The 20,138-nt window shown below is 61.9% G+C and carries 22 protein-coding genes; 20 read left to right on the top strand and 2 right to left on the bottom strand.

Annotation, left to right across the window (positions count from 1 at the left end; translation table 11 throughout):
• Positions 1-290: 290 nt before the first annotated feature.
• From ACTNBZ_RS02110 to ACTNBZ_RS02040, 15 genes are all read left to right on the top strand, one after another.
• Positions 291-1,289: a M23 family metallopeptidase gene (locus ACTNBZ_RS02110; RefSeq protein WP_441207993.1), complete on the top strand. Its 999-nt coding sequence runs from the start codon at positions 291-293 to the stop codon at positions 1,287-1,289.
• Positions 1,290-1,299: 10 nt separating this feature from the next.
• Complete coding sequence (locus ACTNBZ_RS02105) at positions 1,300-2,022, top strand: site-2 protease family protein (protein WP_441207992.1); 723 nt, start codon at positions 1,300-1,302, stop codon at positions 2,020-2,022.
• Positions 2,023-2,035: 13 nt separating this feature from the next.
• Positions 2,036-2,377, top strand: coding sequence for a 50S ribosomal protein L19 (gene rplS, locus ACTNBZ_RS02100; protein ID WP_441207991.1), 342 nt, complete (start codon positions 2,036-2,038; stop codon positions 2,375-2,377).
• 147 nt (positions 2,378-2,524) lie between these two features.
• A complete protein-coding gene (gene ylqF / locus ACTNBZ_RS02095) occupies positions 2,525-3,409 on the top strand; it encodes a ribosome biogenesis GTPase YlqF (protein ID WP_441208055.1) in 885 nt (294 codons plus the stop codon).
• A complete protein-coding gene (locus ACTNBZ_RS02090) occupies positions 3,396-4,010 on the top strand; it encodes a ribonuclease HII (RefSeq protein WP_441207990.1) in 615 nt (204 codons plus the stop codon). Before ylqF ends, ACTNBZ_RS02090 begins: the two co-directional genes overlap by 14 nt.
• Positions 4,007-4,378 (top strand): YraN family protein, encoded by a 372-nt coding sequence (locus ACTNBZ_RS02085; protein WP_441207989.1) that lies wholly within the window; start codon positions 4,007-4,009, stop codon positions 4,376-4,378. Before ACTNBZ_RS02090 ends, ACTNBZ_RS02085 begins: the two co-directional genes overlap by 4 nt.
• A gap of 35 nt (positions 4,379-4,413) precedes the next feature.
• On the top strand, positions 4,414-5,352 hold the full coding sequence (locus ACTNBZ_RS02080; protein ID WP_441207988.1) for a dipeptidase: 939 nt from the start codon (positions 4,414-4,416) through the stop codon (positions 5,350-5,352).
• Entirely contained in the window at positions 5,340-6,827 is a 1,488-nt protein-coding gene (gene thrC / locus ACTNBZ_RS02075) for a threonine synthase (RefSeq protein WP_441207987.1), read from the top strand. The genes ACTNBZ_RS02080 and thrC overlap by 13 nt, the downstream gene beginning before the upstream one ends.
• Positions 6,828-6,848: 21 nt before the next feature.
• Positions 6,849-7,535 (top strand): metallophosphoesterase, encoded by a 687-nt coding sequence (locus tag ACTNBZ_RS02070; RefSeq protein WP_441207986.1) that lies wholly within the window; start codon positions 6,849-6,851, stop codon positions 7,533-7,535.
• Positions 7,536-7,676: 141 nt separating this feature from the next.
• Positions 7,677-9,056: a trigger factor gene (gene tig, locus ACTNBZ_RS02065; RefSeq protein WP_441207985.1), complete on the top strand. Its 1,380-nt coding sequence runs from the start codon at positions 7,677-7,679 to the stop codon at positions 9,054-9,056.
• A 51-nt stretch (positions 9,057-9,107) separates the two neighbouring features.
• A complete protein-coding gene (clpP, locus tag ACTNBZ_RS02060; protein ID WP_441207984.1) occupies positions 9,108-9,755 on the top strand; it encodes an ATP-dependent Clp endopeptidase proteolytic subunit ClpP in 648 nt (215 codons plus the stop codon).
• Between the two features lie 94 nt (positions 9,756-9,849).
• Positions 9,850-11,169, top strand: a complete 1,320-nt coding sequence (gene clpX, locus ACTNBZ_RS02055; protein ID WP_441207983.1) for an ATP-dependent Clp protease ATP-binding subunit ClpX — start codon at positions 9,850-9,852, stop codon at positions 11,167-11,169.
• 73 nt (positions 11,170-11,242) lie between these two features.
• The gene (gene lon / locus ACTNBZ_RS02050) at positions 11,243-13,660 is read left to right on the top strand and encodes an endopeptidase La (RefSeq protein WP_441207982.1); all 2,418 of its coding nucleotides are present in this window, start codon (positions 11,243-11,245) and stop codon (positions 13,658-13,660) included.
• Between the two features lie 36 nt (positions 13,661-13,696).
• The gene (gene yihA / locus ACTNBZ_RS02045; RefSeq protein ID WP_441207981.1) at positions 13,697-14,281 is read left to right on the top strand and encodes a ribosome biogenesis GTP-binding protein YihA/YsxC; all 585 of its coding nucleotides are present in this window, start codon (positions 13,697-13,699) and stop codon (positions 14,279-14,281) included.
• Between the two features lie 9 nt (positions 14,282-14,290).
• The gene (locus ACTNBZ_RS02040; protein ID WP_441207980.1) at positions 14,291-15,046 is read left to right on the top strand and encodes a fumarylacetoacetate hydrolase family protein; all 756 of its coding nucleotides are present in this window, start codon (positions 14,291-14,293) and stop codon (positions 15,044-15,046) included.
• Positions 15,047-15,420: 374 nt separating this feature from the next.
• On the opposite strand, the gene ACTNBZ_RS02035 is transcribed toward ACTNBZ_RS02040, so the two are convergent.
• Together ACTNBZ_RS02035 and ACTNBZ_RS02030 are read right to left on the bottom strand one after the other, a co-directional pair.
• Entirely contained in the window at positions 15,421-15,834 is a 414-nt protein-coding gene (locus ACTNBZ_RS02035) for a hypothetical protein (protein WP_441207979.1), read from the bottom strand.
• A gap of 215 nt (positions 15,835-16,049) precedes the next feature.
• Positions 16,050-16,493, bottom strand: a complete 444-nt coding sequence (locus ACTNBZ_RS02030; protein ID WP_441207978.1) for an ASCH domain-containing protein — start codon at positions 16,491-16,493, stop codon at positions 16,050-16,052.
• Positions 16,494-16,732: 239 nt separating this feature from the next.
• Here ACTNBZ_RS02030 and ACTNBZ_RS02025 point away from each other — a divergent pair, with 239 nt between their 5' ends.
• The 5 genes from ACTNBZ_RS02025 to ytfJ all read left to right on the top strand — a co-directional run bounded on the left by ACTNBZ_RS02025 (position 16,733) and on the right by ytfJ (position 20,091).
• A complete protein-coding gene (locus ACTNBZ_RS02025) occupies positions 16,733-17,428 on the top strand; it encodes a site-2 protease family protein (protein ID WP_441207977.1) in 696 nt (231 codons plus the stop codon).
• Between the two features lie 190 nt (positions 17,429-17,618).
• Entirely contained in the window at positions 17,619-18,419 is an 801-nt protein-coding gene (locus ACTNBZ_RS02020; protein ID WP_441207976.1) for a segregation and condensation protein A, read from the top strand.
• Positions 18,420-18,444: 25 nt separating this feature from the next.
• A complete protein-coding gene (gene scpB, locus ACTNBZ_RS02015) occupies positions 18,445-19,038 on the top strand; it encodes an SMC-Scp complex subunit ScpB (protein ID WP_441207975.1) in 594 nt (197 codons plus the stop codon).
• Entirely contained in the window at positions 19,035-19,688 is a 654-nt protein-coding gene (locus ACTNBZ_RS02010; protein ID WP_441207974.1) for a DUF2953 domain-containing protein, read from the top strand. The genes scpB and ACTNBZ_RS02010 overlap by 4 nt, the downstream gene beginning before the upstream one ends.
• The gene (gene ytfJ / locus ACTNBZ_RS02005) at positions 19,678-20,091 is read left to right on the top strand and encodes a GerW family sporulation protein (protein WP_441207973.1); all 414 of its coding nucleotides are present in this window, start codon (positions 19,678-19,680) and stop codon (positions 20,089-20,091) included. The genes ACTNBZ_RS02010 and ytfJ overlap by 11 nt, the downstream gene beginning before the upstream one ends.
• Positions 20,092-20,138 lie beyond the last annotated feature (47 nt).

The following is a 20,138-nucleotide window of genomic DNA, read 5'->3' as shown; positions in this document are numbered from 1 at the left end:
TGCTCCGCCCGTCCCGGAGCTCCAGGGAAAGGCAAAGCACGGAAAGGAGCCCGCAAAGCCCATCGTCAGCGGCACCAGCGGGCCAAGTCTGAAGGTCTGGCATGGCCGGAGTGGCGGGGACGGCGCACACTGAGACAAAAAAAGGGACCGGCAGGGCGATCTGGCCCTGCCGGTCCCTTTTTCCGTGTGCTGTCTTTTCACAGAAAAAACGCCGGGAATGAAGGCATAGGGCTTGCCCTATCCGCATAGACATAATACAGATCGGATGTGGAAGAAGGGGGCCGTCTTATATGGAGAGCATGACCTATCAGGAGTGGGCGCAGCGGCGGCAGACACGGAGCGCCCCGTCCAGACGGAGCAGGAAAAAACACCGCGCCGTGACCCTGGCGCCCAGGGAGCGGCGGCGTCTGCTGCAGCTGGCGGTGTGCGTAGCGATCTTCGCTGTGACACTGGTGGGCAAGGGGGTATTTCCCAACCAGATGGAGAGCCTTCGGAGCGAGCTGCAGCAGATCCTCCATGCTGACACCGATTTTACGGCCACCTTTGCCGATATGGGCCGGGCCATCTCCCGGGGCGAGTCTGCCGCGGAGACGCTGGCCGTCCTGTGGAACGGGGTATTCGCGGAAGGTACCGCCATGAAGGAAGTCGGTCCCACACTGCCGGGGGCGCTCTATTTCCGTGAGGCGGAGCGGCTGGGCTCCGGGGGTCCGGACGCTGCCCGCTGCCTGGCTCTGAGCGGCGCCGCAGCCGCTGCGCCCTCTCCGTCCCCCTTTGCGGACACTTTCGCGCGTTCGGAACCATCTCCGGCAGAACCGGAAGAACCCGAAGTGACGGTCATGGCCTATTCCGGCCCGGCACTGCCCGACAATACCACCATGGACAAGTACCGGCTGGATGTGGGGGAGACCGTCACCCCGGCTCTGGGGTGGGTGTCCTCCGCCTACGGCTGGCGAGAGCACCCGGTGGACGGCGGTGAGAAGTTCCACTGCGGGGTGGATCTGGCCGTCAATACCGGAACGCCGGTGCTGGCCTTTGCCGACGGGACTGTGGATTACATCGGGGAGAGCCAGGTATATGGACTCTACCTTCAGCTGCGCCATGCCGGCGGGGTGACCAGTTTTTACGCCCACTGCGGTGAACTGCTGGTCCAGCAGGGACAGACAGTGAAGGCGGGGGAGCAGGTGGCCGTATCCGGAGCCACGGGGAACGCCACCGGTCCTCATCTGCATTTTGAGATCAAGCGGGACGGGGTGCGTCTCAACCCGGTCTACTATATCCAGACCCAGTGATCCCGCCGCCATGGCGCTGCGCTGGAGAAGGGTGGAGGTCAGCGGGGGCTTTCTGTTGCTGGCGGCCTTCCTCCTTTATATGGATACCGACGGACTCATCCTCTGGGCGGGGCTGGCCTGCGCCCTCCACGAGATGGGGCATTGTCTGGCCGTGCTGGCCTGCGGCGGCAGGATAGCGGCTCTGCGCCTCACCTGCGTGGGGGCGGAGCTGCGCCTGGCAGGAGGCGCTCCAGCGGGGCGTTGGGCCCGGGCCGCCGTGGCCCTGGCCGGTCCCGCCGTCAATGGAGGGCTGGCATTCCTGTCCGCCCGGCTGGCTCCCTGGTGGGGGGAGGGGGCCTGGCTGTTCGCGGGACTCAATCTCAGCCTGGCCCTGTTCAATCTGCTGCCCGTGGGCCCGCTGGACGGAGGGCGCTCGCTCGCCGCCCTTCTGGACCGGTGGGAGTGGGGAGAGCGGCTCTCCGCCGCGCTCTCCGCTGTGCTCTCCCTGACTTTGATGGCAGCGGGCGTGTGGCTGATGTGCCTCACCGCCAATCCCACCCTTTTGCTCACCGGGGCCTGGCTGACGGTGAACGCCCTCGCAGCGGCAAAAAAGAGAGATTTTTCTGGAAATTATCCTTGCAATCAGGCGGGGGGTATGCTAAACTATTTCAGTCTGAAGAAAGGGTGGTCCTCTGCCGCCGCCGGTCCAAAGAGAGGCCGGCATGGAAAGGGCGGTAAGAACACCTATAATTAGGAGGAAACTATCCATGGATCTGTTGAAGGCGTTTAACGAGAAGAACCTGAAGGCCGAGCCCCCCGTCGCCGCCATCGGTGATACCGTCCGTGTCCACATCAAGGTCAAGGAAGGCAACCGCGAGCGTATCCAGGTGTTCGAGGGCACCGTCATCGCCAAGAAGCATGGCGGCATCGAGGAGACCATCACCGTCCGCCGCATCTCTTACGGTGTCGGCGTGGAGAAGGTGTTCCCCATCCACGCTCCTTCCGTCGAGAAGATCGAGCTGGTCCGTCACGGCAAGGTCCGCCGTGCCAAGCTCTACTACCTGCGCGACCGCGTGGGCAAGAGCGCCAAGGTCAAGGAGCGCATCTGATCCCATCCACAAAAAAGAGAGGCTTCGGCCTCTCTTTTTTGCATTTCATCACCAAAGACGGGAGAAAGGTCTTTTTTTCTCGCAACATATTGTGTATAATGATAGAATCTGTGAACGGATCACGCAGAAGCAAAGGGGCTGACGGCTATTTATATACAGTGGTATCCGGGACATATGACCAAGACGCGCCGTATGATCGCGGAGAATTTGAAATATGTGGACCTGGTGGCCGAGGTAGTGGACGCCCGTATCCCCATCTCCAGCCGCAATCCGGACATTGACGATCTGGTGGGCGCCAAGCCCCGGATCATCGTGCTCAACCGGGCCGACCAGGCCGACCCCGCCATGAATCAGGAGTGGGGGAGCTGGTTCCGCGCCCAGGGCTGCACGGTCCTGGAGACCAACGCAAAGGATGGCAAAGGCGTCAGCCAGTTTTCCGCCGCCGCCCGGTCTGCCCTGAAGGATAAGCTGGAGCAGTGGAAGGCCAAGGGCCAGGTGGGCCGCCCCATCCGGGCTATGATCGTGGGGGTGCCCAACGTGGGCAAGTCCACCTTTATCAACCAGGTGGCCAAAAAGAAGTCCGCCAAGGCGGGGGACCGGCCCGGCGTCACCCGGGGCAAGCAGTGGGTGTCGGTGGACGCGTCGCTGGACCTGCTGGACACGCCGGGCATCCTGTGGCCCAAATTCGAGGATCAGTCCATCGGCCTGAATCTGGCCTTTACCGGCGCGGTGAAGGACGAGATCATGGACGTGGAGACCCTGGCCTGCCACTTCATGGACCTGCTCAACCGCCGCTATCCCCAGGCGCTGGGGCGCTATAAGATCGAGGCCGACCCCGCCGCCCAGGGGTGGGAGCTGCTGGAGCGGGCCGCCCGCAAGCGGGGCTTCCTCATCTCCGGCGGCGAGCCGGACACCGAGCGCATGGCCAAAATATTGCTGGACGAGTACCGGGGCGGCAAGCTGGGCCGCTTCACGCTGGAGACCCCCGGCGACCTGGAGCGGAGGGAGGAATCACCGGATGGAGAAGCCTGATCTGTGGGAGCTGGAACGCTCCCTGGCGGAGCAGGGGGCAGGCGTGGTCTGCGGCTGCGACGAGGCGGGGGCCGGGCCCCTGGCCGGGCCGGTGTACGCCGCCGCCGTGATACTGCCCATGGGTGTGGACCTCCCCGGCCTCAACGACTCCAAGCAGGTGAGCCCCAAAAAGCGGTACGTTCTCTTCGACCTTATCCGGGAGCGGGCCGCGGCCTGGGCGGTGGCGTGGGTGGACGCGGAGGAGATCGACCGCACCGACATCCTCAGCGCCCGGATGAAGGCCATGCAGCTGGCCATCGACGGGCTGAACATCCGGCCCGACTTCGCACTCATTGACGGGAACCGGGACAGGGGGAAAAGCGCCGCCATCACCACCCCACATCAGACGGTGGTCAAGGGGGACAGCCGCAGCGCCAGCATCGCCGCCGCGTCCATCCTGGCCAAGGTGAGCCGGGACCGGTACATGGAGCGGGCGGCGGAGGAGTATCCCCAGTACGAGTTTGCCCGCCATAAGGGCTACGGCACCAAACTGCACTACGAGCTGCTGCGGCGGTACGGGCCCAGCCCCATCCACCGCCGGAGCTTTTTGAAGAACCTGTGAGCGGGGCGGGACGGAGCGCCCTCACCGGACGGTGGGGCGAGGCCCTGGCGGCGGAGTACCTGCGGGGGAGGGGCTGCACTATCGTGGCTGCCGGCTACCGCACCCGATATGGGGAGATCGACCTCATCGCGGAGAACCGGGACTATCTGATGTTCGTGGAGGTCAAGCTGCGCCGGGGAGATTCTTTTTCCGCAGGGCGGGAGGCGGTGGACCGGCACAAGCAGCAGCGTCTGCGGATCACGGCGGAACTCTATCTGGCCGGGCACCCCACCGAAAAGCAGCCCCGGTTCGATGTGGCGGAGATCTATGCCCCCCAGGGGCTTGAGACCAGATCACCTGCTATTACATATATTGAGAATGCGTTTTGACGCGGCGCGGCCGCGGGAAAGAGGAGGCGTTTTGGATGGATCTGTTTGACGGACACTGCGATACCATGACCCGGTGCTACCGCTACGGATACGGCATCCGGGAGAATTTCGGGAACCAGGACCTGACGCGGGCGGAGTACATCGGAAAGTGGGGGCAGTTTTTCGCCCTCTTCGCCGATGAGGTGCTCAAGCCCGGCGTCACCCGCCGGGACGTGTTCCGCTCGGAATACGCCATCTTCCAGCGGGAGATGGAGCTGAACCGGGACCGTATCGTCCAGTGCCGCACCGGTGCCGAGGCCCAGGCGGCCTTCGCCGCGGGCAAGCGGGCGGCCTTCCTGTCCATCGAGGGCGCCGATCTCATCGACTGTACGCTGGACGGACTGCAGGAGGCCTGGGAGATGGGCGTGCGGGCCATCAACCCGGTGTGGAACGCCGCCAACATCCTGTGCGGCACCACTGAGGACGAGGCCGGCAAGGGCCTCACCGCCGAGGGTAAGGCATTTGTGCGGAAGATGACCGACCTGCACATGCTGGTGGATGTGTCCCACATGTCCGACCCCGGCTTCTGGGACGTGGCGGAGCTGGTGGAGGGCCCCTTCATGGCCAGCCACTCCTGCTCCCGGGCCCTGTGCGGCCATGTCCGGAACCTGACTGACGACATGTTCCGGGAGATCGTCCGGCACAACGGCGTGGCCGGCATCAACATGTACCGGACCTTCCTGGGAGAGCCCACCACCGTGGATACCGTCATCGCCCATATGGAGCACTTCCTCTCCCTGGGCGGCGAAAAGAACGTGTGTATGGGCGGCGACCTGGACGGCTGCTATGACGAGATGCCCGACGGGATCGACGGCATCCAGGACATTGGGAAGATCTACGACCGGATGCTCCAGCGCAACTACAGCGAGGAGCTGGTCCATGCCATCTTCTTCGATAATATGACGAGGGTTGTGAACGAAGTATGTACTATGTAAGCACGCGAGACAAGAGCACCAAAAAGCTGGCGGCCGAGGCCATCGCCCAGGGACTGGCGCGGGACGGCGGCCTGTTCACGCCCGAGGTGTTCCCCAAGCTGTCCCAGAACGCCCTGGACACCATGCGGGACATGTCCTACCAGCAGCGGGCGGTGTATGTGATGAATTCCTATCTGGACGATTTCACCGCCTCTGAGCTGACGGCCTACGCCAAGCGGGCCTACGGCGATGGCAAGTTCGACGCCAAAGAGGTGGCCCCCGTCCGTCAGGTGAACGGGAACACCTACAGCCTGGAGCTGTGGCACGGTCCCACCTGCGCCTTCAAGGATATGGCGCTGCAGATGCTGCCCCACCTGCTCACCGGCTCCCTGGCCAAAAACGCCGAGAGCAAGACGGCCTGCATCCTGGTGGCCACCTCCGGCGATACGGGAAAGGCCGCGCTGGAGGGCTTCCGGGACGTGGACCGCACCCGTATCCTGGTGTTCTATCCCAAGGACGGCGTGTCCGATATTCAGCAGCTCCAGATGCTCACCCAGGAGGGCGACAACGTGGGCGTGTGCGCCGTGGTGGGCAATTTTGACGACGCCCAGACCGGCGTCAAGCGGCTCTTCTCCGACGGGGAACTGCGGGAGACCCTGGCCGAGCGGGGCTACTTCTTCTCCTCCGCCAACTCCATCAACTGGGGCCGGGTGCTGCCCCAGATCGTCTACTACGTGTCGGCCTACTGCGACCTGATGCGGGAGGAGAAGATCCGGAAGGGAGACAAGGTCAACGTCTGCGTCCCCACCGGCAATTTCGGCGACATCCTGGCCGCCTACTACGCCAAGGAGATGGGCGTGCCTCTGGGGAAGCTGATCTGCGCCTCCAACCAGAACAACGTTCTCACCGACTTTATCCGTACCGGCGTGTACGACCGGAACCGGGCGTTCTACAATACCATCTCGCCCTCCATGGACATTCTGATCTCCTCCAACCTGGAGCGGATGCTCTTCGAGTTCTCCGAGCGCAATGACGCCGAGGTCAGAAGCTACATGGAGCAGCTCTCCGCCCAGGGCAGCTATGAGGTCAGCGACAGCATCAAGGCCAAGTTCCAAAAATATTTCGCCGCCGGCTGCTGCGACGACGTCCAGACCAAGGAGACCATCCGGAAGCTGTGGTCCTCCGGCCATTATCTGGCCGATCCCCACAGCGCCGTGGCCTTCCATGTGCTGGAGGAGTACCGGAAGGAGACCGGGGATGACACCCCCGCCATCGTGGTCTCCACCGCCAGCCCCTTCAAGTTCTGCGCCGACGTGCTGGACGCGCTGGGCGTGAAGGAGATCGCCTCCGGTACCGCCGTCATCGACCAGCTCACCGAGGTCACCGGCATCCAGGCCCCTGCCTCTCTCGCCGCCTTGAAGGACCGCAGCGTCCGCTTCGATCAGGTGGTGGAGAAGGAGGATATGACACGGACCGTGCTGGAGTTCCTGAAATAAGTTCGTTAAGGTGGTGTTTGTGTGGCGCTGTACGCCTTGGGAGACCCCCATCTGTCCCTGACCGTCGATAAGCCCATGGACGTGTTCGGCGGCGCCTGGGAGGGCTATATGGACAAGCTCCGGGAGGGCCTGAGCGTCCTCCGGGAGGAGGACACCATCGTGCTGTGCGGCGATATCTCCTGGGGCATGAGCCTGGAGCAGGCGGAGCGGGATTTCGCCTTCCTGGAGGCCATCCCCGGCCGCAAGCTGATCCTCAAGGGCAATCACGACTACTGGTGGAACACGGTCTCCAAAATGGAACGCTTCTGGGCCGAGCGTGGCTTCTCCAGCCTGCATATCCTCCACAATAACTGCCATCTCTACGGGGACACGGCCCTGTGCGGCACCCGTGGCTGGTTCTATGAGGAGGACGTGGGGGGACACAACGAAAAGGTGTTCCGGCGGGAGCTCATCCGGCTGGAGGCCTCCCTGAAGGCGGCGGGGGAGCGGGAGAAGCTGTGCTTCCTCCACTATCCGCCCTGCTACCAGGGCTACAATTGCCCGGAGATCCTGGCCCTGCTGGAGAAGTACGGCGTGAAGCAGTGCTTTTACGGTCATCTCCACGGCGGGAGCCACCGTCTGGCCATCGAGGGGAAATACGGCGCCACCGAGTTCCATCTGGTGGCGGCGGACTATCTCCAGTTCCGCCCTCTGCTCATCCATCCGTGAGAATCGCGGGGACGGCGGAAAAATTTTTGAAAAAGTATGGAAATCCATTTGTTTTTCTGATACAATCAGACAGATAATGCAACGAGGCAGCCGCCGGCCCGGCTTTGGGCGCGGGCGGGACCGATAGGAGGAAGTAACAACATGAATGTCAAGAGCGTTGAAAAGAAAGAACACAGCATCGTCGAGCTGGTGATCGAGGTCGGTCACGACGAGTTCGAGAGCGCCATCGAGAAGGTCTACAGGAAGCAGCGCGGCAAGATCAGCGTGCCCGGCTTCCGCAAGGGCAAGGCCCCCCGCAAGATCATCGAGGGCATGTACGGCTCCGCCGTGTTCTATGAGGACGCTATCAACGAGATCTACCCCGAGGCCTATGCCACTGCCGTGGACCAGGAGAAGCTGGACGTGGTGGCCTGGCCCGACGTGGAGATCAAGGAGGTCGGCAAGGACGGCTTCACCTTCCTGGCCAAGGTCACCGTCCGCCCCGAGGTCAAGCTGGGTGAGTACAAGGGCCTGACCGCTGAGAAGGACGAGGTCTCCGTTTCCGACGAGGACGTGGATAACGAGCTCAAGCCCTACATCGCCCGTGCCACCCGTATGGTGACCGTGGAGCGTGAGGCCAAGAACGGCGACACCGCCGTCATCGACTTCGAGGGCTTCAAGGACGGCGTGCCCTTCGAGGGCGGCAAGGCCGAGAAGTACAGCCTGGAGCTGGGCTCCGGCTCCTTCATCCCCGGCTTTGAGGACCAGGTGGCCGGCATGAAGGCCGGCGAGGAGAAGGACGTCAACGTCACCTTCCCCGAGGACTACGGCGCCAAGGATCTGGCCGGCGCCCCCGCGGTGTTCAAGGTCAAGGTCCACGAGGTCCAGGAGAAGCAGGTCCCTGCTCTGGACGACGAGTTTGCCAAGGACGTGTCCGAGTTCGACACTCTGGAGGCCTTCAAGAAGGATCTGGCCGACAAGGTGAAGGCGCGCAAGGAGACCTCCGCCGAGAACATGTTCAAGAACGCCCTCATCCAGCAGGTCGTGGAGAACATGGAGGTGGAGATCCCCGACGCCATGGTGGACTACGAGGCTGACAAGCTGGTCAACAACTATGCCCAGCGGGTGACCAGCCAGGGTATGCCCTTCGAGCAGTACCTGGCCATGATGGGCATGACCATGGAGCAGATGAAGGAGCAGGCCAAGGAGCAGGCCCTCCATCAGGTACAGAGCGACCTGGCTCTGGGCGCCATCGTGGAGGCCGAGAAGATCGAGATCTCCGACGAGGATGTGGACGCCGCCATCAAGCGCCTGGCCGAGCAGTACGGAATGACCGAGGAGCAGGTCAAGTCCGCCCTGAACATCGAGGATCTGAAGAAGGACCTGGCCCGCGAGAAGGCCGCCAACACCGTCTTTGACAGCGCCAAGGTGGGCAAGAGCGCCGAGGAGAAGCCCAAGCGCACCCGCAAGACCACCAAGAAGGCCGCCGAGAAGGCCGAGGAAAAGACCGAGGAAAAGACCGAGGAAAAGACCGAGGAGTAATTCCTGAAATTGGTATATTCCTCCCGCGGGCGGGTATACTCTGGTGTGTGAGTGCCCGCCGGCCGGGGAGAAGGATGGTCGGGCGCGCCCGACTTCAACGAAAAGGAGTACCAAGACATGAGCTTAGTTCCCTATGTAGTGGAGCAGACCAACCGCGGCGAGCGCTCCTATGACATTTTTTCCCGTCTGCTGAATGACCGGATCATCTTCCTGGGGGAGGAGGTCAATGCCACCACTGCCAGCTTGGTCGTGGCCCAGATGCTCTACCTGGAGGCCCAGGATCCCGACAAGGACATCCAGTTTTACATCAACAGCCCCGGCGGTTCGGTCACCGACGGCATGGCCATCTATGACACCATGCAGTACGTGAAGTGCGACGTGTCCACCATCTGCATCGGCATGGCCGCCAGCATGGGCGCGTTCCTGCTCTCCTCCGGCACTAAGGGTAAGCGTCTGGCGCTGCCCAACGCGGAGATCATGATCCATCAGCCCTCTGCCGGTACCCAGGGCCAGATTACCGATATGGCGATCCATCTGAAGCGGCTGGAGATCATCAAAAAACGGATGAACCACATTCTGGCCGAGAATACCGGAAAGCCTCTGGAGGTCGTCACCGCCGACTGTGAGCGGGACAACTTCATGTCCGCCGAGGAGGCCATGGCCTACGGCCTGGTGGACAAGGTCATCTACAAGCGGTAAGGAGACAAGCGGGGGAGCGGGAGCTGATTACGCCCGCTCCTCTTTCCGCATTCCGAATCGGGCGCGTGAACGCCTGTGACTGAGGTATCGAAACATGCCAAAAAATGACGAACACAAGTCGGTCCGCTGCTCCTTCTGCGGCAAGCACCAGGAGCAGGTGGCCCGCATCATCGCCGGACCCGGGGCCTATATCTGCAACGAGTGCGTCCACCTGTGCATGAGCATCCTGGATGACGCCTATGACCCTGAGGAGCCCCAGAACGACCTGGATATTCCCGATGTGATCCCCACGCCCCGGGAGATCCGTGAGGTACTGGACCAGTATATCATCGGCCAGGAGGCCGCCAAAGTGGCTCTGTCAGTGGCGGTCTACAACCACTACAAGCGCATCTACTTCGGCGGTGGGGAGGATGTGGAGCTCCAGAAGAGCAATATCCTGCTCATCGGCCCCACCGGCTGCGGCAAGACCCTCTTCGCCCAGACCCTGGCCCGTATCCTGAAGGTGCCCTTTGCCATCGCTGACGCCACCACCCTCACCGAGGCCGGCTACGTAGGCGACGACGTGGAAAATATCCTCCTGCGTCTGGTCCAGGCAGCCGACTACGACATCGAGCTGGCGGAACGGGGCATCATCTACGTGGATGAGATCGACAAGATCGCCCGGAAGAGCGAGAACACCTCCATCACCCGGGACGTGTCGGGTGAGGGTGTGCAGCAGGCCCTGCTGAAGATCCTGGAGGGCACCGTGGCCAACGTGCCGCCCCAGGGCGGGCGCAAGCATCCCCATCAGGAGTTCATCCAGATCAACACCAAGAACATCCTCTTCATCTGCGGCGGCGCCTTCGACGGTATCGAGAAGATCATCGAAAAGCGCCTGGATAAGAAGAGCATCGGCTTCGGTGCCCAGATCGAGAGCAGGAAGGAGCGGGATACCTCCGCGCTCTTCAAGGAGATCCAGCCCCACGACCTGCTGAAGTTCGGCATCATCCCCGAGCTGGTGGGCCGCCTGCCGGTGATCACCGCCCTTCAGGCCCTGAACAAGGAGCAGCTGGTGCGTATCCTGACCGAGCCCAAGAACGCCCTGGTCCGCCAGTACCAGAAGCTGCTGGAGTACGATATGGTGGACCTGGAGTTCCAGCCCGAGGCGCTGGAGGCCGCGGCCGACAAGGCCATCGAGCGGGGTATTGGTGCCCGCGGCCTGCGTGCCGTGCTGGAGGAGGTCATGACCCAGGTCATGTACGACGTGCCTTCCGATCCCACCATCTCCAAAGTGACCATCACCGACGAGAGCGTGCGGGACCGTGTGCCGCCCGTTATCGAGCACGATCCCGACCGGACCGAGCGGCCCCGGCTGGGGAGCGCCGCGCTCCGGTCGGAGCAGGGGGGAGCCCCGCTCCGCGGCAACGCATCTTAAATGAGTATGGGGCGGGGGAGTTCTCCTCGCCCCATTCCGCATATCCTGACTTTCCGGAGGGGAAGTGAATACCATGAAAGACCAAGAACAAGAGATCGCCACCACCACCATGCCGGCGCTGGCCCTGCGGGGGATGACCATCTTCCCCAGTATGCTGATGCACTTCGATGTGAGCCGGGATATCTCGGTCAAGGCCCTGGACCAGTCCATGACCAGCGGGCAGCCCATTTTTCTGGACACCCAGCGGGACATCACGGTGGAGGCCCCCAAGGAGAAGGACCTGTACCGCATCGGCACTATCTGCAATGTGCGGCAGATCCTGCGCCTGCCCGGCAACAATATCCGGGTCATGGTGGAGGGCCTGTCCAGAGGCCGCCTGCACCGCCTCACCCAGCTCACGCCCTGCCTGATGGCCGAGGTGGAGGAGATCGTCCCGGAAGAAACGGGGCGGAAGTCCGCCCGGACCGAGGCCCTGATCCGTCAGACCTATGAGCTTTTTGAGCACTATGTGGAGCTGGCGCCCAAGCTGACGCCGGACATCTTCCTGAACCTCATCTCCAGCGAGGACCCCGGCTATATCGCCGACTACATCGCCCAGAACATCGTCATGCGGGCAGGGGATAAGCAGGCCGTCCTGGAGGAGCTGCGGCCGGTCCGCCGGCTGGAACGGCTGTGCCAGCAGCTGCGGCACGAGATCGAGGTGCTGGAGCTGGAGCTGGACATGCAGAACCGGGTCCGGGAGGGCCTGAACCGCAACCAGCGGGACTACTACCTGCGGGAGCAGCTCAAGGTCATCCAGCAGGAGCTGGGAGAGGGCGAGGAGAACGCCGAGAGCGAGATCGCTGAGTACCGACGGACCATCCAGAATACCAAGCTGCCTGAGGAGGTCTCCAAAAAGCTGCTGAAAGAGGTGGGGCGGCTGGAGAAGCAGCCCTTCGGCTCTGCCGAGGCCACGGTCATCCGCAACTATCTGGACGTGTGCCTGGAGCTGCCCTGGGACAAAAAGACCAGGGAGCGTCTGGACGTGGCGGCCGCCCGCAAGATCCTGGACGCCGATCATTTCGGGCTGGAGAAGGTGAAGGAGCGTATCCTGGAGTTCCTGGCCGTCAAGCAGCTCTCGCCCGACCTGAAAGGGCAGGTCATCTGCCTGGTTGGCCCTCCCGGCGTGGGCAAGACCTCTATCGCCATGTCGGTGGCCAGGGCCCTCCACCGGAAACTGGCCCGTATCTCCCTGGGCGGCGTCCATGACGAGGCTGACATCCGGGGCCACCGCAAGACCTATATCGGCGCCATGCCCGGCCGCATCATCGCCGGCATCCGGCAGGCCGGCTCCTCCAATCCGCTGCTGCTGCTGGACGAGATCGACAAGCTGGGCAGCGACCACCGGGGAGACCCCTCCTCGGCGCTGCTGGAGGTGCTGGACGGAGAACAGAACAGTACCTTCCGGGACCACTTCCTGGAGCTGCCCTTTGACCTGTCCGACGTGCTCTTTATCACCACCGCCAATACCACCGATACCATCCCCCGGCCCCTGCTGGACCGGATGGAGGTCATCGAGCTCTCCAGCTACACCGATGAGGAGAAGCTGCAGATCGCCAAGCGCCACCTGCTTCCCAAGGAGCTGCGGCGGCACGGTCTGAAGAAGAGCCAGCTCAAGCTCACCGACGGCGCCATCCGGGAGATCATCACCGGCTATACCAAGGAGTCCGGCGTTCGCGTGCTGGAGCGTGAGCTGGCGGCGGTCTGCCGCAAGGCGGCCATGCGTGTCGTATCCAATAGTGTAAAGTCTGTCAGCATTACAGGTGATGACCTGGAGGACTTTCTGGGTGTCCGCCGCTACCATCCGGAGCGGATGCCCCTCACCGAGCAGGTGGGCGTGGTCAACGGCCTGGCCTGGACCAGCGTGGGCGGCGAGATTCTGGAGGTGGAGGTCAACGTGGTGCCGGGCAGCGGCAAGCTGGAACTCACCGGCAACCTGGGCGACGTGATGAAGGAAAGCGCCCACGCGGCTTACTCCTATATCCGCAGCCGGGCCGACCGGCTGGGTATCCAGCCCGATTTCTACCAGAAGAAGGACATCCACGTCCACTTCCCGGAAGGGGCTGTGCCCAAGGATGGCCCCTCTGCCGGCATCGCCATCACCACAGCCATGGTGTCCGCCCTCACCGGCGCCCCGGTCCGCCGTGAGCTGGCCATGACAGGCGAGGTTACCCTGCGGGGCCGTGTGCTGCCCATCGGCGGCCTGAAGGAAAAGACCATGGCCGCCCTGCGCAACGGCATCAAGACCGTCATCCTGCCCGCCGACAACGAGAAGGACCTGGCGGAGATCGACCAGACCGTCCGCGCCGCCTTGCACTTCATCCCTGTGGAGCAGGTGGACACGGTGCTGGCCCACGCGCTGGGACTGGAGTTGACCCTGCCCGAGACCGGCGGGGCGGAGGTCCCGGCGGACCGGAGCGCGCCCGGGGGCGGTATCTCCATCCAGCAGTAGGAGAGCCCCGGCGCACTGAAGAAAGGAGCGACCTGTATGCCGCTGAACCTCAATAACGCCGAATTCATCCGTTCTGCCGCCCGGCCGGAGGATTTTCCCAGAGACACCCTTCCTCAGGTGGTGTTCGCGGGACGCTCCAACGTGGGCAAGTCCTCGGTGATCAACAAGCTGCTCAACCGGAAAAACTTTGCCCGGGTGGGCGCTGCCCCCGGCAAGACTACCCACATCAACTACTTCCTCATTGACCGGAAGCTGTACCTGGTGGACCTGCCCGGCTATGGCTACGCCAAGGTGTCCCAGGCTGAAAAGGCCCGATGGGGCCGGCTCATCGAGAGCTGGTTCGCAGACCCCGCTCTGATGACTCTGGGGGTGCTTATCGTGGATGCACGGCACAAGCCCACCGCCGATGACTGTACCATGGCAGAGTGCTTCAAGCGCAGCGGCCGCCCCTATGTGGTGGTGGCCAACAAGCTGGACAAGCTGAAGAAGAGCGAGATTGAGCCCAACATGGCCCGCATCCGCGAGACCTTAGAGCTGACAGAGGATGTAAAGGTGATCCCCTTCTCAGCAGAGAAGGGCGACGGACGGCAGCAGCTGGCCGATATCATCTTTGAACAGTAGGAGAGAGATATGAAATACGTTTGCATCCTGCGGGAGGAGCGGCCTGTGTGGGGCGTGCTCCAGGGGGATACGGTGCGTACCCTGACCGCTCCGCCCTATGAGGGCATCTGTTATGACGGGGGGAGCCTGTCCCTGGGGGAGTGCACCCTGCTGGCCCCCTGTGCGCCCACGGCCAAGATCGTCTGCGTGGGCAAAAACTACTACGATCACGCCATGGAGATGGGGGAGGGCGTCCCGGAGAAGCCCATCCTCTTCCTCAAGGCGGCCAATACCATCAACCATCCCGAGGGAGAGGTCCACGCCCCCGGCTTTGTGAGCCGTCTGGACTACGAAGGCGAGCTGGCAGTGGTCATCAAGCGCCGGGCAAAGGATGTAAAGCCGGAAGACTTTGCAGATTATATCCTGGGCTTCACCTGTCTCAACGACGTTACCGCCCGGGACGTGCAGAAGGGGGACGGCCAATGGACCCGGGGCAAGAGCATGGACGGCTTCGCCCCCGTGGGCCCGGTGGTCACCGACGAGACCGACGGCGCCGACCTGGCCATCCAGACCCGGCTCAACGGCCAGGTGGTCCAGAGCTCCCGCACCTCCCGCCTGATGCACGGTGTGCCTGAGCTCATTTCCTTTATCACCGCTTCCATGACCCTGGAGCCCGGCGACGTAGTGGCAACCGGCACCCCTGCCGGCATCGGTCCCATGGTCCCCGGAGACACCGTGGAGGTGGAGATCCAGGACGTGGGCGTGCTCCGCAGCCATATCGTCTGAGCATCTGACCTGTAAATGAAAAGGCCGCCTCATGAGGCAGCATCTGTAAAACAATGAATCCTCCGTATGGTTCAAATCATACGGAGGATTTGTTTGTGTCCAATCTTCAAACTTGCTGGTGATAAACGGTTTGTCAAAACCGTTTGTGGACGGTAAGTCCACAGGGGATAGCCGCTTTAGCAGCGCAAGGGGGTGTAGTCACCTTGACGGAACGAAGTGACACAACATTCCCGGGCAAGTACTTTTCTTCTGCTGAGGTCGAATGAAGCGGCCCAGAAAGCACGATGCTCTCGACAGGAGAGTATAAAAGTGCGCCGTTTCGTTCCTAAAGGAATTTTTGACAGCCCAATAAATTGGAATCAATCTTTCGTTTATCATCTTAACTCTTCCGTCTCAACCTTGCTGGCTATATTCAAATGCGCTCTATCCTCGGCGTGTTCCATTCCCATAGGGTCAAAGCCTTGATATGTAATAGTTCGAACCTTAATCTTTTCACCTTCAATATAGTTTGTAAAGATAACCCTACACTCATATTCGTAATCTTTACATAAAGCGTTTCGCAGATTCCAATTCGTAAAGAAAAATGTCTTAGGTTTTACAACAAACACCATATCTTCTGCTCCAGTTTCCACTTCTTTTCCTGTATATTCTTCACCGTACAGAGCTTCTAACTCAGCCTTTAAATCTAAAACGGCAGAACTGCTTGGTCTATATCCAATACCCAGCCAATTGACTATACATACTACCAAGCATAGGATAATAACAAGTGTACAACATTTCTTTTTCACATTTCCCGCTCCCTTATCTTCCAACAGGTCAACTTACAAATTCTTGCTTATCCCGCCCGTTTATTGAATACAGTATATTCAAAAAATCTAAAAAAGTCTACCATCCGCACAGAGAAACGTCTGAAGAAGTATAGGTTTCTTCGGACGTACTCAATACTGTTTTACAGACACCGCCGGACCGAGGAGGCGGCCTTTTTCCGGCATGGGACACGGTACTACGGAAATACGACCTGAAATTCCTCCAGTACGCACAGGCCGTTTTCATCAAAATCCAGCCCGGCATTTTTATAATCAGGCTCAAAGGCCTCCCGGTGGACTGTGCGCCAGTAGGCCAGGCTGCGGTCGCCTTCGCCCTCCAGCCAGGCATGCCGTTCCGATACCTGGAGAAATGGCACGATGGAGACCCGGTCAGTACGGATGACACAGGCGGCCTGGCCGTCATCATACAGGACCACGCTGTAGCAGCCCTCCTCCGGCGGTGCGATACCCTCAGTCTGATAGGCAATCAGCGGACTGGAGGTGGCGGTTTTTGTGCCGCTCAGTGCCAGCCGCGCCAGTCTGTCTCCCGCTTCGCCGCCGCCGCAGAAGGCCCACGCCTCGTAGGAATCGTCGATCTTTTGTTCGCGGGCGTAAAGCGACCACATTTCTTCCGCTGTCATAAAACTCCTCACTCCGTTCTGTGCGCTTGAATGCTGCCCTGCCCCGAGTATAGCGCGGCAGAGCGCATCATGCAAGAAAGAACAGGATCAACGGCCGCTTTTGTCCGCAGGAGGGAAAAGGACACACCCGCCCTTCTCCTTGTGTTTTTGTTGGGAATTTGTTATAATTATTTCAATTCGGATCTGTTCTGCTCCGCCCGCACGGCGAAGCGGAGCAGAGACTGCGGGAGGACCGGGATTTGAACGCGTTTGCTGACTTTTTTCATCATCTGGACTGGGAGGGACTGCTCTGGCTGCTGACTCAGGCGGCGGCGGTACTGCTGTGCCTGACGGTGCATGAGACCTGCCACGGCCTGGCAGCCTACGCCCTGGGGGATCCTACCGCCAAACGGATGCACCGGCTCTCCCTCAATCCGCTGCGGCACATCGACCCCTTCGGCGCGCTGATGATGCTGATCGCGGGCTTCGGCTGGGCCAAACCGGTACCGGTGGACATGCGCTATTTCCGCCATCCCAAGAGCGGCATGGCTATCACGGCTCTGGCCGGCCCCGCGTCCAATTTCGTGCTGGCCTACGCTGCCCTGCTGGTCTACCATGTACTGCTGCCGCTGGCCTACCGGTCCGACAGCGGACCTCTCTACTGGTGGATGAATTTTCTCGTGCTGACGGCCCTGCTCAGTATCGGCCTGGGCGTATTCAACCTGATCCCCATCCCGCCGCTGGACGGCTCCAAGATCCTGGAGGGCATCCTGCCCGACCGTGTGTACTACACCATATTGCGCTATGAGCGCTATGGCATGCTTTTGCTGATGGTTCTGCTGTGGTCCGGCGTGTTCGACGGCCCGCTGAGTGCTGTCCGCGGCTGGGTCTTCGAAGGGCTCTACCGCCTGTCCGGACTGCCTTTTGACCTGGCGGCCGGGCTGTTGGGATTATAGTCGCAGAGATTGGACAATAACAAGTTATTGTTCCATCGGCGGGCGCTGCCTGCCGGCGCGTATGACGCGACTTCCGGACGATGAAATCCAAAGCAAGGCTGCAAAGCGGCCCCGCGCGGCGAAAACCGCTGTGCGGTTCAAACGGAGTATTTACTCCTTTTGAACTTCTTTGATTATAGGAGCGGGAGACATGGAAACACCCATCTATCACCTGGAAAAGGTGGTCCACGTCCGGGCCGAGGGCATGGAGGACTTTAACGGCCCGCTGGATCTGATCCTCCACCTGCTGAGCAAAAATAAAATGGAGATCAAGGACATCCAGATCTCCCTCATCCTGGATCAGTATCTGGCCTGGATGGAGCAGCGCAAGCAGATGGATCTGGAGGTAGCCAGTGAGTTCGTTGCCATGGCGGCCCAGCTGGTCTTTATCAAGACCCGGATGCTGCTCTCCATCCGGGACGAGGAAGCGCTCTCGGAGATGGAGGAGCTTATCGCCTCGCTGGAGGAGCACCAGCGGCACGAGAATTACGCCCGTCTCAAGGCGGTGGTCCCCGAGCTGGACCGATGCTACAGCGTGGGCCGGGACTATCTGACCAAGCCGCCGGAGCAGCTGCCCGCCGACCGGACATACCGCTATTCCCATCAGCCGGGCGAGCTCTATAAGGCTGTGATGGCGGTGCTGGAGCGCAGCGACCGCAAGCTGCCCCCGCCCATGGCCGCCTTCGAGGGCATCGTGGGCCGGGAGCCCTATCCGGTGGCCGACAAGGCCGCCGAGATCCTCACCCGGCTGCTCCGCTCCGGCGTGACCCGGTTCCGCTCCCTGTTCCGGGGCAACAAGAGCCGGTCCGAGATCGTGGCCACTTTCATTGCCGTGCTGGAGCTGTGCAAGGCCCACCGGCTCCGTCTGGCCGGAACGGAGGCGGAGTGTACCGTGACGTGCATCGACGGGGAATCCGGAGTGCCGCCGTTTGAAAGCGAATTCCAGGCGTAGAGCCGGCCGAGAGGAGGAAAAGCCCATGGAGTTGAAAGAGACCGAAGCCGCCATTGAGGGCATCCTGTTCGCCGCCGGGGAGCCGGTGGGAGTGGAGCGGCTGTGTCTGGCTCTGGACAGCGACCGGGCCACGGTGGACGCCATCTGCCAGCGGCTGTCCGACCGCTGCCGGTACGAGCGCCGGGGCATCCGGCTGGTGCGCCTGGGCAGCAGCTACCAGCTGTGCTCTGCACCGGAGCACGCGGAGGTGATCCGTAAGGCGCTGGAGAGCCGGCGCCCCGCCAAGCTGTCCCAGACGGCGCTGGAGGTGCTGGCCGTGGTGGCCTATTTTCAGCCCATCACCCGGGCCTATATCGACCAGATCCGGGGAGTGGACAGCTCCTACACTGTGGGGCTGCTGGTGGACCGGGACCTGATCGAGGAGTGCGGGCGCCTGGCGGTGCCCGGCCGTCCCATCCAGTACCGCACCACCCAGACCTTCCTGCGCTCTTTTGGCTTGAGCAGCCTGGATGAATTGCCCGAGCTGCCCAATATCTCGCCGGAGGACGGACAGATCAGCCTGGAGATGGAGTCCCGGCTGGCCCGGCTCCGGGAGGAGCAGGAGGGGGTGGCGCCGTGAGGGGCTGGATGATCCCGGCGCTGATCCTGCTGATCCTGTTCCTGCTGTCCCGGCTGCGCCTGGGCGGCACGGCGGAGTATTCCGCCGCCGGCTTTTCTGCCTGGGTCCGGGTGGGAGGACTGCGATTTCGCGTCTTTCCCCGCAAGCCGAAGAAAAAGCGGGACAAACCGAAAAAGCCCAAAAAAGAGGATGGGAAAAAGAAGGACGCCAAGGAGAAACCCGCCGGGACCAAACCCGGAGGCGCGGTATCCCTGGTGCTGGACTGCCTGCCCCTGGTGGGCGAGGCCGCCGGGCGGCTGAAGCGGAAGCTGCGCATCGACCGGCTGTATCTGGATCTGACGGCGGGGAACGACGACCCGGCCGACGCGGTGGACGCCTATGGCCGGGCCAACGCGGTCCTTGGTATACTCATCCCGTTTCTGGAGCAGAATTTTGATCTGAGGGACCGCCGCATCCGCACGGCGGTGGATTTTGAACTGGAGAAGCCGGTGATCTATCTCAACGCCGCCCTCTCCTACACGCTGGGGCAGCTCCTGGCGTTTGTATTCTGGCTGGGAATATCCTTTCTCCGGATCTTTCTGGCCTGGCGGAAGGAACAGAAGGCAAAAACGGCATCCAAACAGAAAGAGGCGGTAAACAATGGAAAATAAGCACCCCATCGGCGACCTGATGAGCACGACTATGCAGAAGATCCGCGAGATGGTGGACGTGAACACCGTCATCGGCACGCCCATCGAAACCCAGGGCATCACCATTATCCCGGTGTCCAAGGTGAGCGTGGGCTTTGCCACCGGCGGCAGCGATTTCGCCACCAAACAGCAGAAGCCGGACGCCGGGAATGCCTTCGGCGGCGGAGGCGGGGCCAGCGTGAAGATCACGCCCATGTCTTTTCTCATCGTCAAGGGAGACTCGGTCCGCCTGCTGCCGGTGGACCCGCCGGCAGGCAATACCGTGGACCGGGTGGTGGAGATGGTGCCTGAGCTGGTGGACAAGGTCACCGGATTTATCGACCAGCAGAAGGCCAAAAAGGCGGAGGAGACCGGGTCTTTCTGAGATAAGCTGTAGTATCACCACAGAAGCTGAAACATAACAAATCATGT

The sequence above is a fragment of the Pseudoflavonifractor sp. HCP28S3_F10 genome (genome assembly GCF_052065415.1).
Classification (GTDB): domain Bacteria; phylum Bacillota; class Clostridia; order Oscillospirales; family Oscillospiraceae; genus Pseudoflavonifractor_A.
Note: the sequence above shows the minus strand (reverse complement) of the source record. Positions and strands in the feature narration are given on the sequence as shown.

Coding starts and splice junctions, on each gene's coding strand:
- ACTNBZ_RS02110 (WP_441207993.1), top strand. CDS start 291: ATGGAGAGCATGACCTATCAGGAGTGGGCGCAGCGGCGGCAGACACGG.
- ACTNBZ_RS02105 (WP_441207992.1), top strand. CDS start 1,300: ATGGCGCTGCGCTGGAGAAGGGTGGAGGTCAGCGGGGGCTTTCTGTTG.
- rplS (WP_441207991.1), top strand. CDS start 2,036: ATGGATCTGTTGAAGGCGTTTAACGAGAAGAACCTGAAGGCCGAGCCC.
- ACTNBZ_RS02090 (WP_441207990.1), top strand. CDS start 3,396: ATGGAGAAGCCTGATCTGTGGGAGCTGGAACGCTCCCTGGCGGAGCAG.
- ACTNBZ_RS02080 (WP_441207988.1), top strand. CDS start 4,414: ATGGATCTGTTTGACGGACACTGCGATACCATGACCCGGTGCTACCGC.
- thrC (WP_441207987.1), top strand. CDS start 5,340: ATGTACTATGTAAGCACGCGAGACAAGAGCACCAAAAAGCTGGCGGCC.
- tig (WP_441207985.1), top strand. CDS start 7,677: ATGAATGTCAAGAGCGTTGAAAAGAAAGAACACAGCATCGTCGAGCTG.
- clpX (WP_441207983.1), top strand. CDS start 9,850: ATGCCAAAAAATGACGAACACAAGTCGGTCCGCTGCTCCTTCTGCGGC.
- lon (WP_441207982.1), top strand. CDS start 11,243: ATGAAAGACCAAGAACAAGAGATCGCCACCACCACCATGCCGGCGCTG.
- yihA (WP_441207981.1), top strand. CDS start 13,697: ATGCCGCTGAACCTCAATAACGCCGAATTCATCCGTTCTGCCGCCCGG.
- ACTNBZ_RS02040 (WP_441207980.1), top strand. CDS start 14,291: ATGAAATACGTTTGCATCCTGCGGGAGGAGCGGCCTGTGTGGGGCGTG.
- ACTNBZ_RS02030 (WP_441207978.1), bottom strand. CDS start 16,493: ATGACAGCGGAAGAAATGTGGTCGCTTTACGCCCGCGAACAAAAGATC.
- ACTNBZ_RS02020 (WP_441207976.1), top strand. CDS start 17,619: ATGGAAACACCCATCTATCACCTGGAAAAGGTGGTCCACGTCCGGGCC.
- scpB (WP_441207975.1), top strand. CDS start 18,445: ATGGAGTTGAAAGAGACCGAAGCCGCCATTGAGGGCATCCTGTTCGCC.
- ytfJ (WP_441207973.1), top strand. CDS start 19,678: ATGGAAAATAAGCACCCCATCGGCGACCTGATGAGCACGACTATGCAG.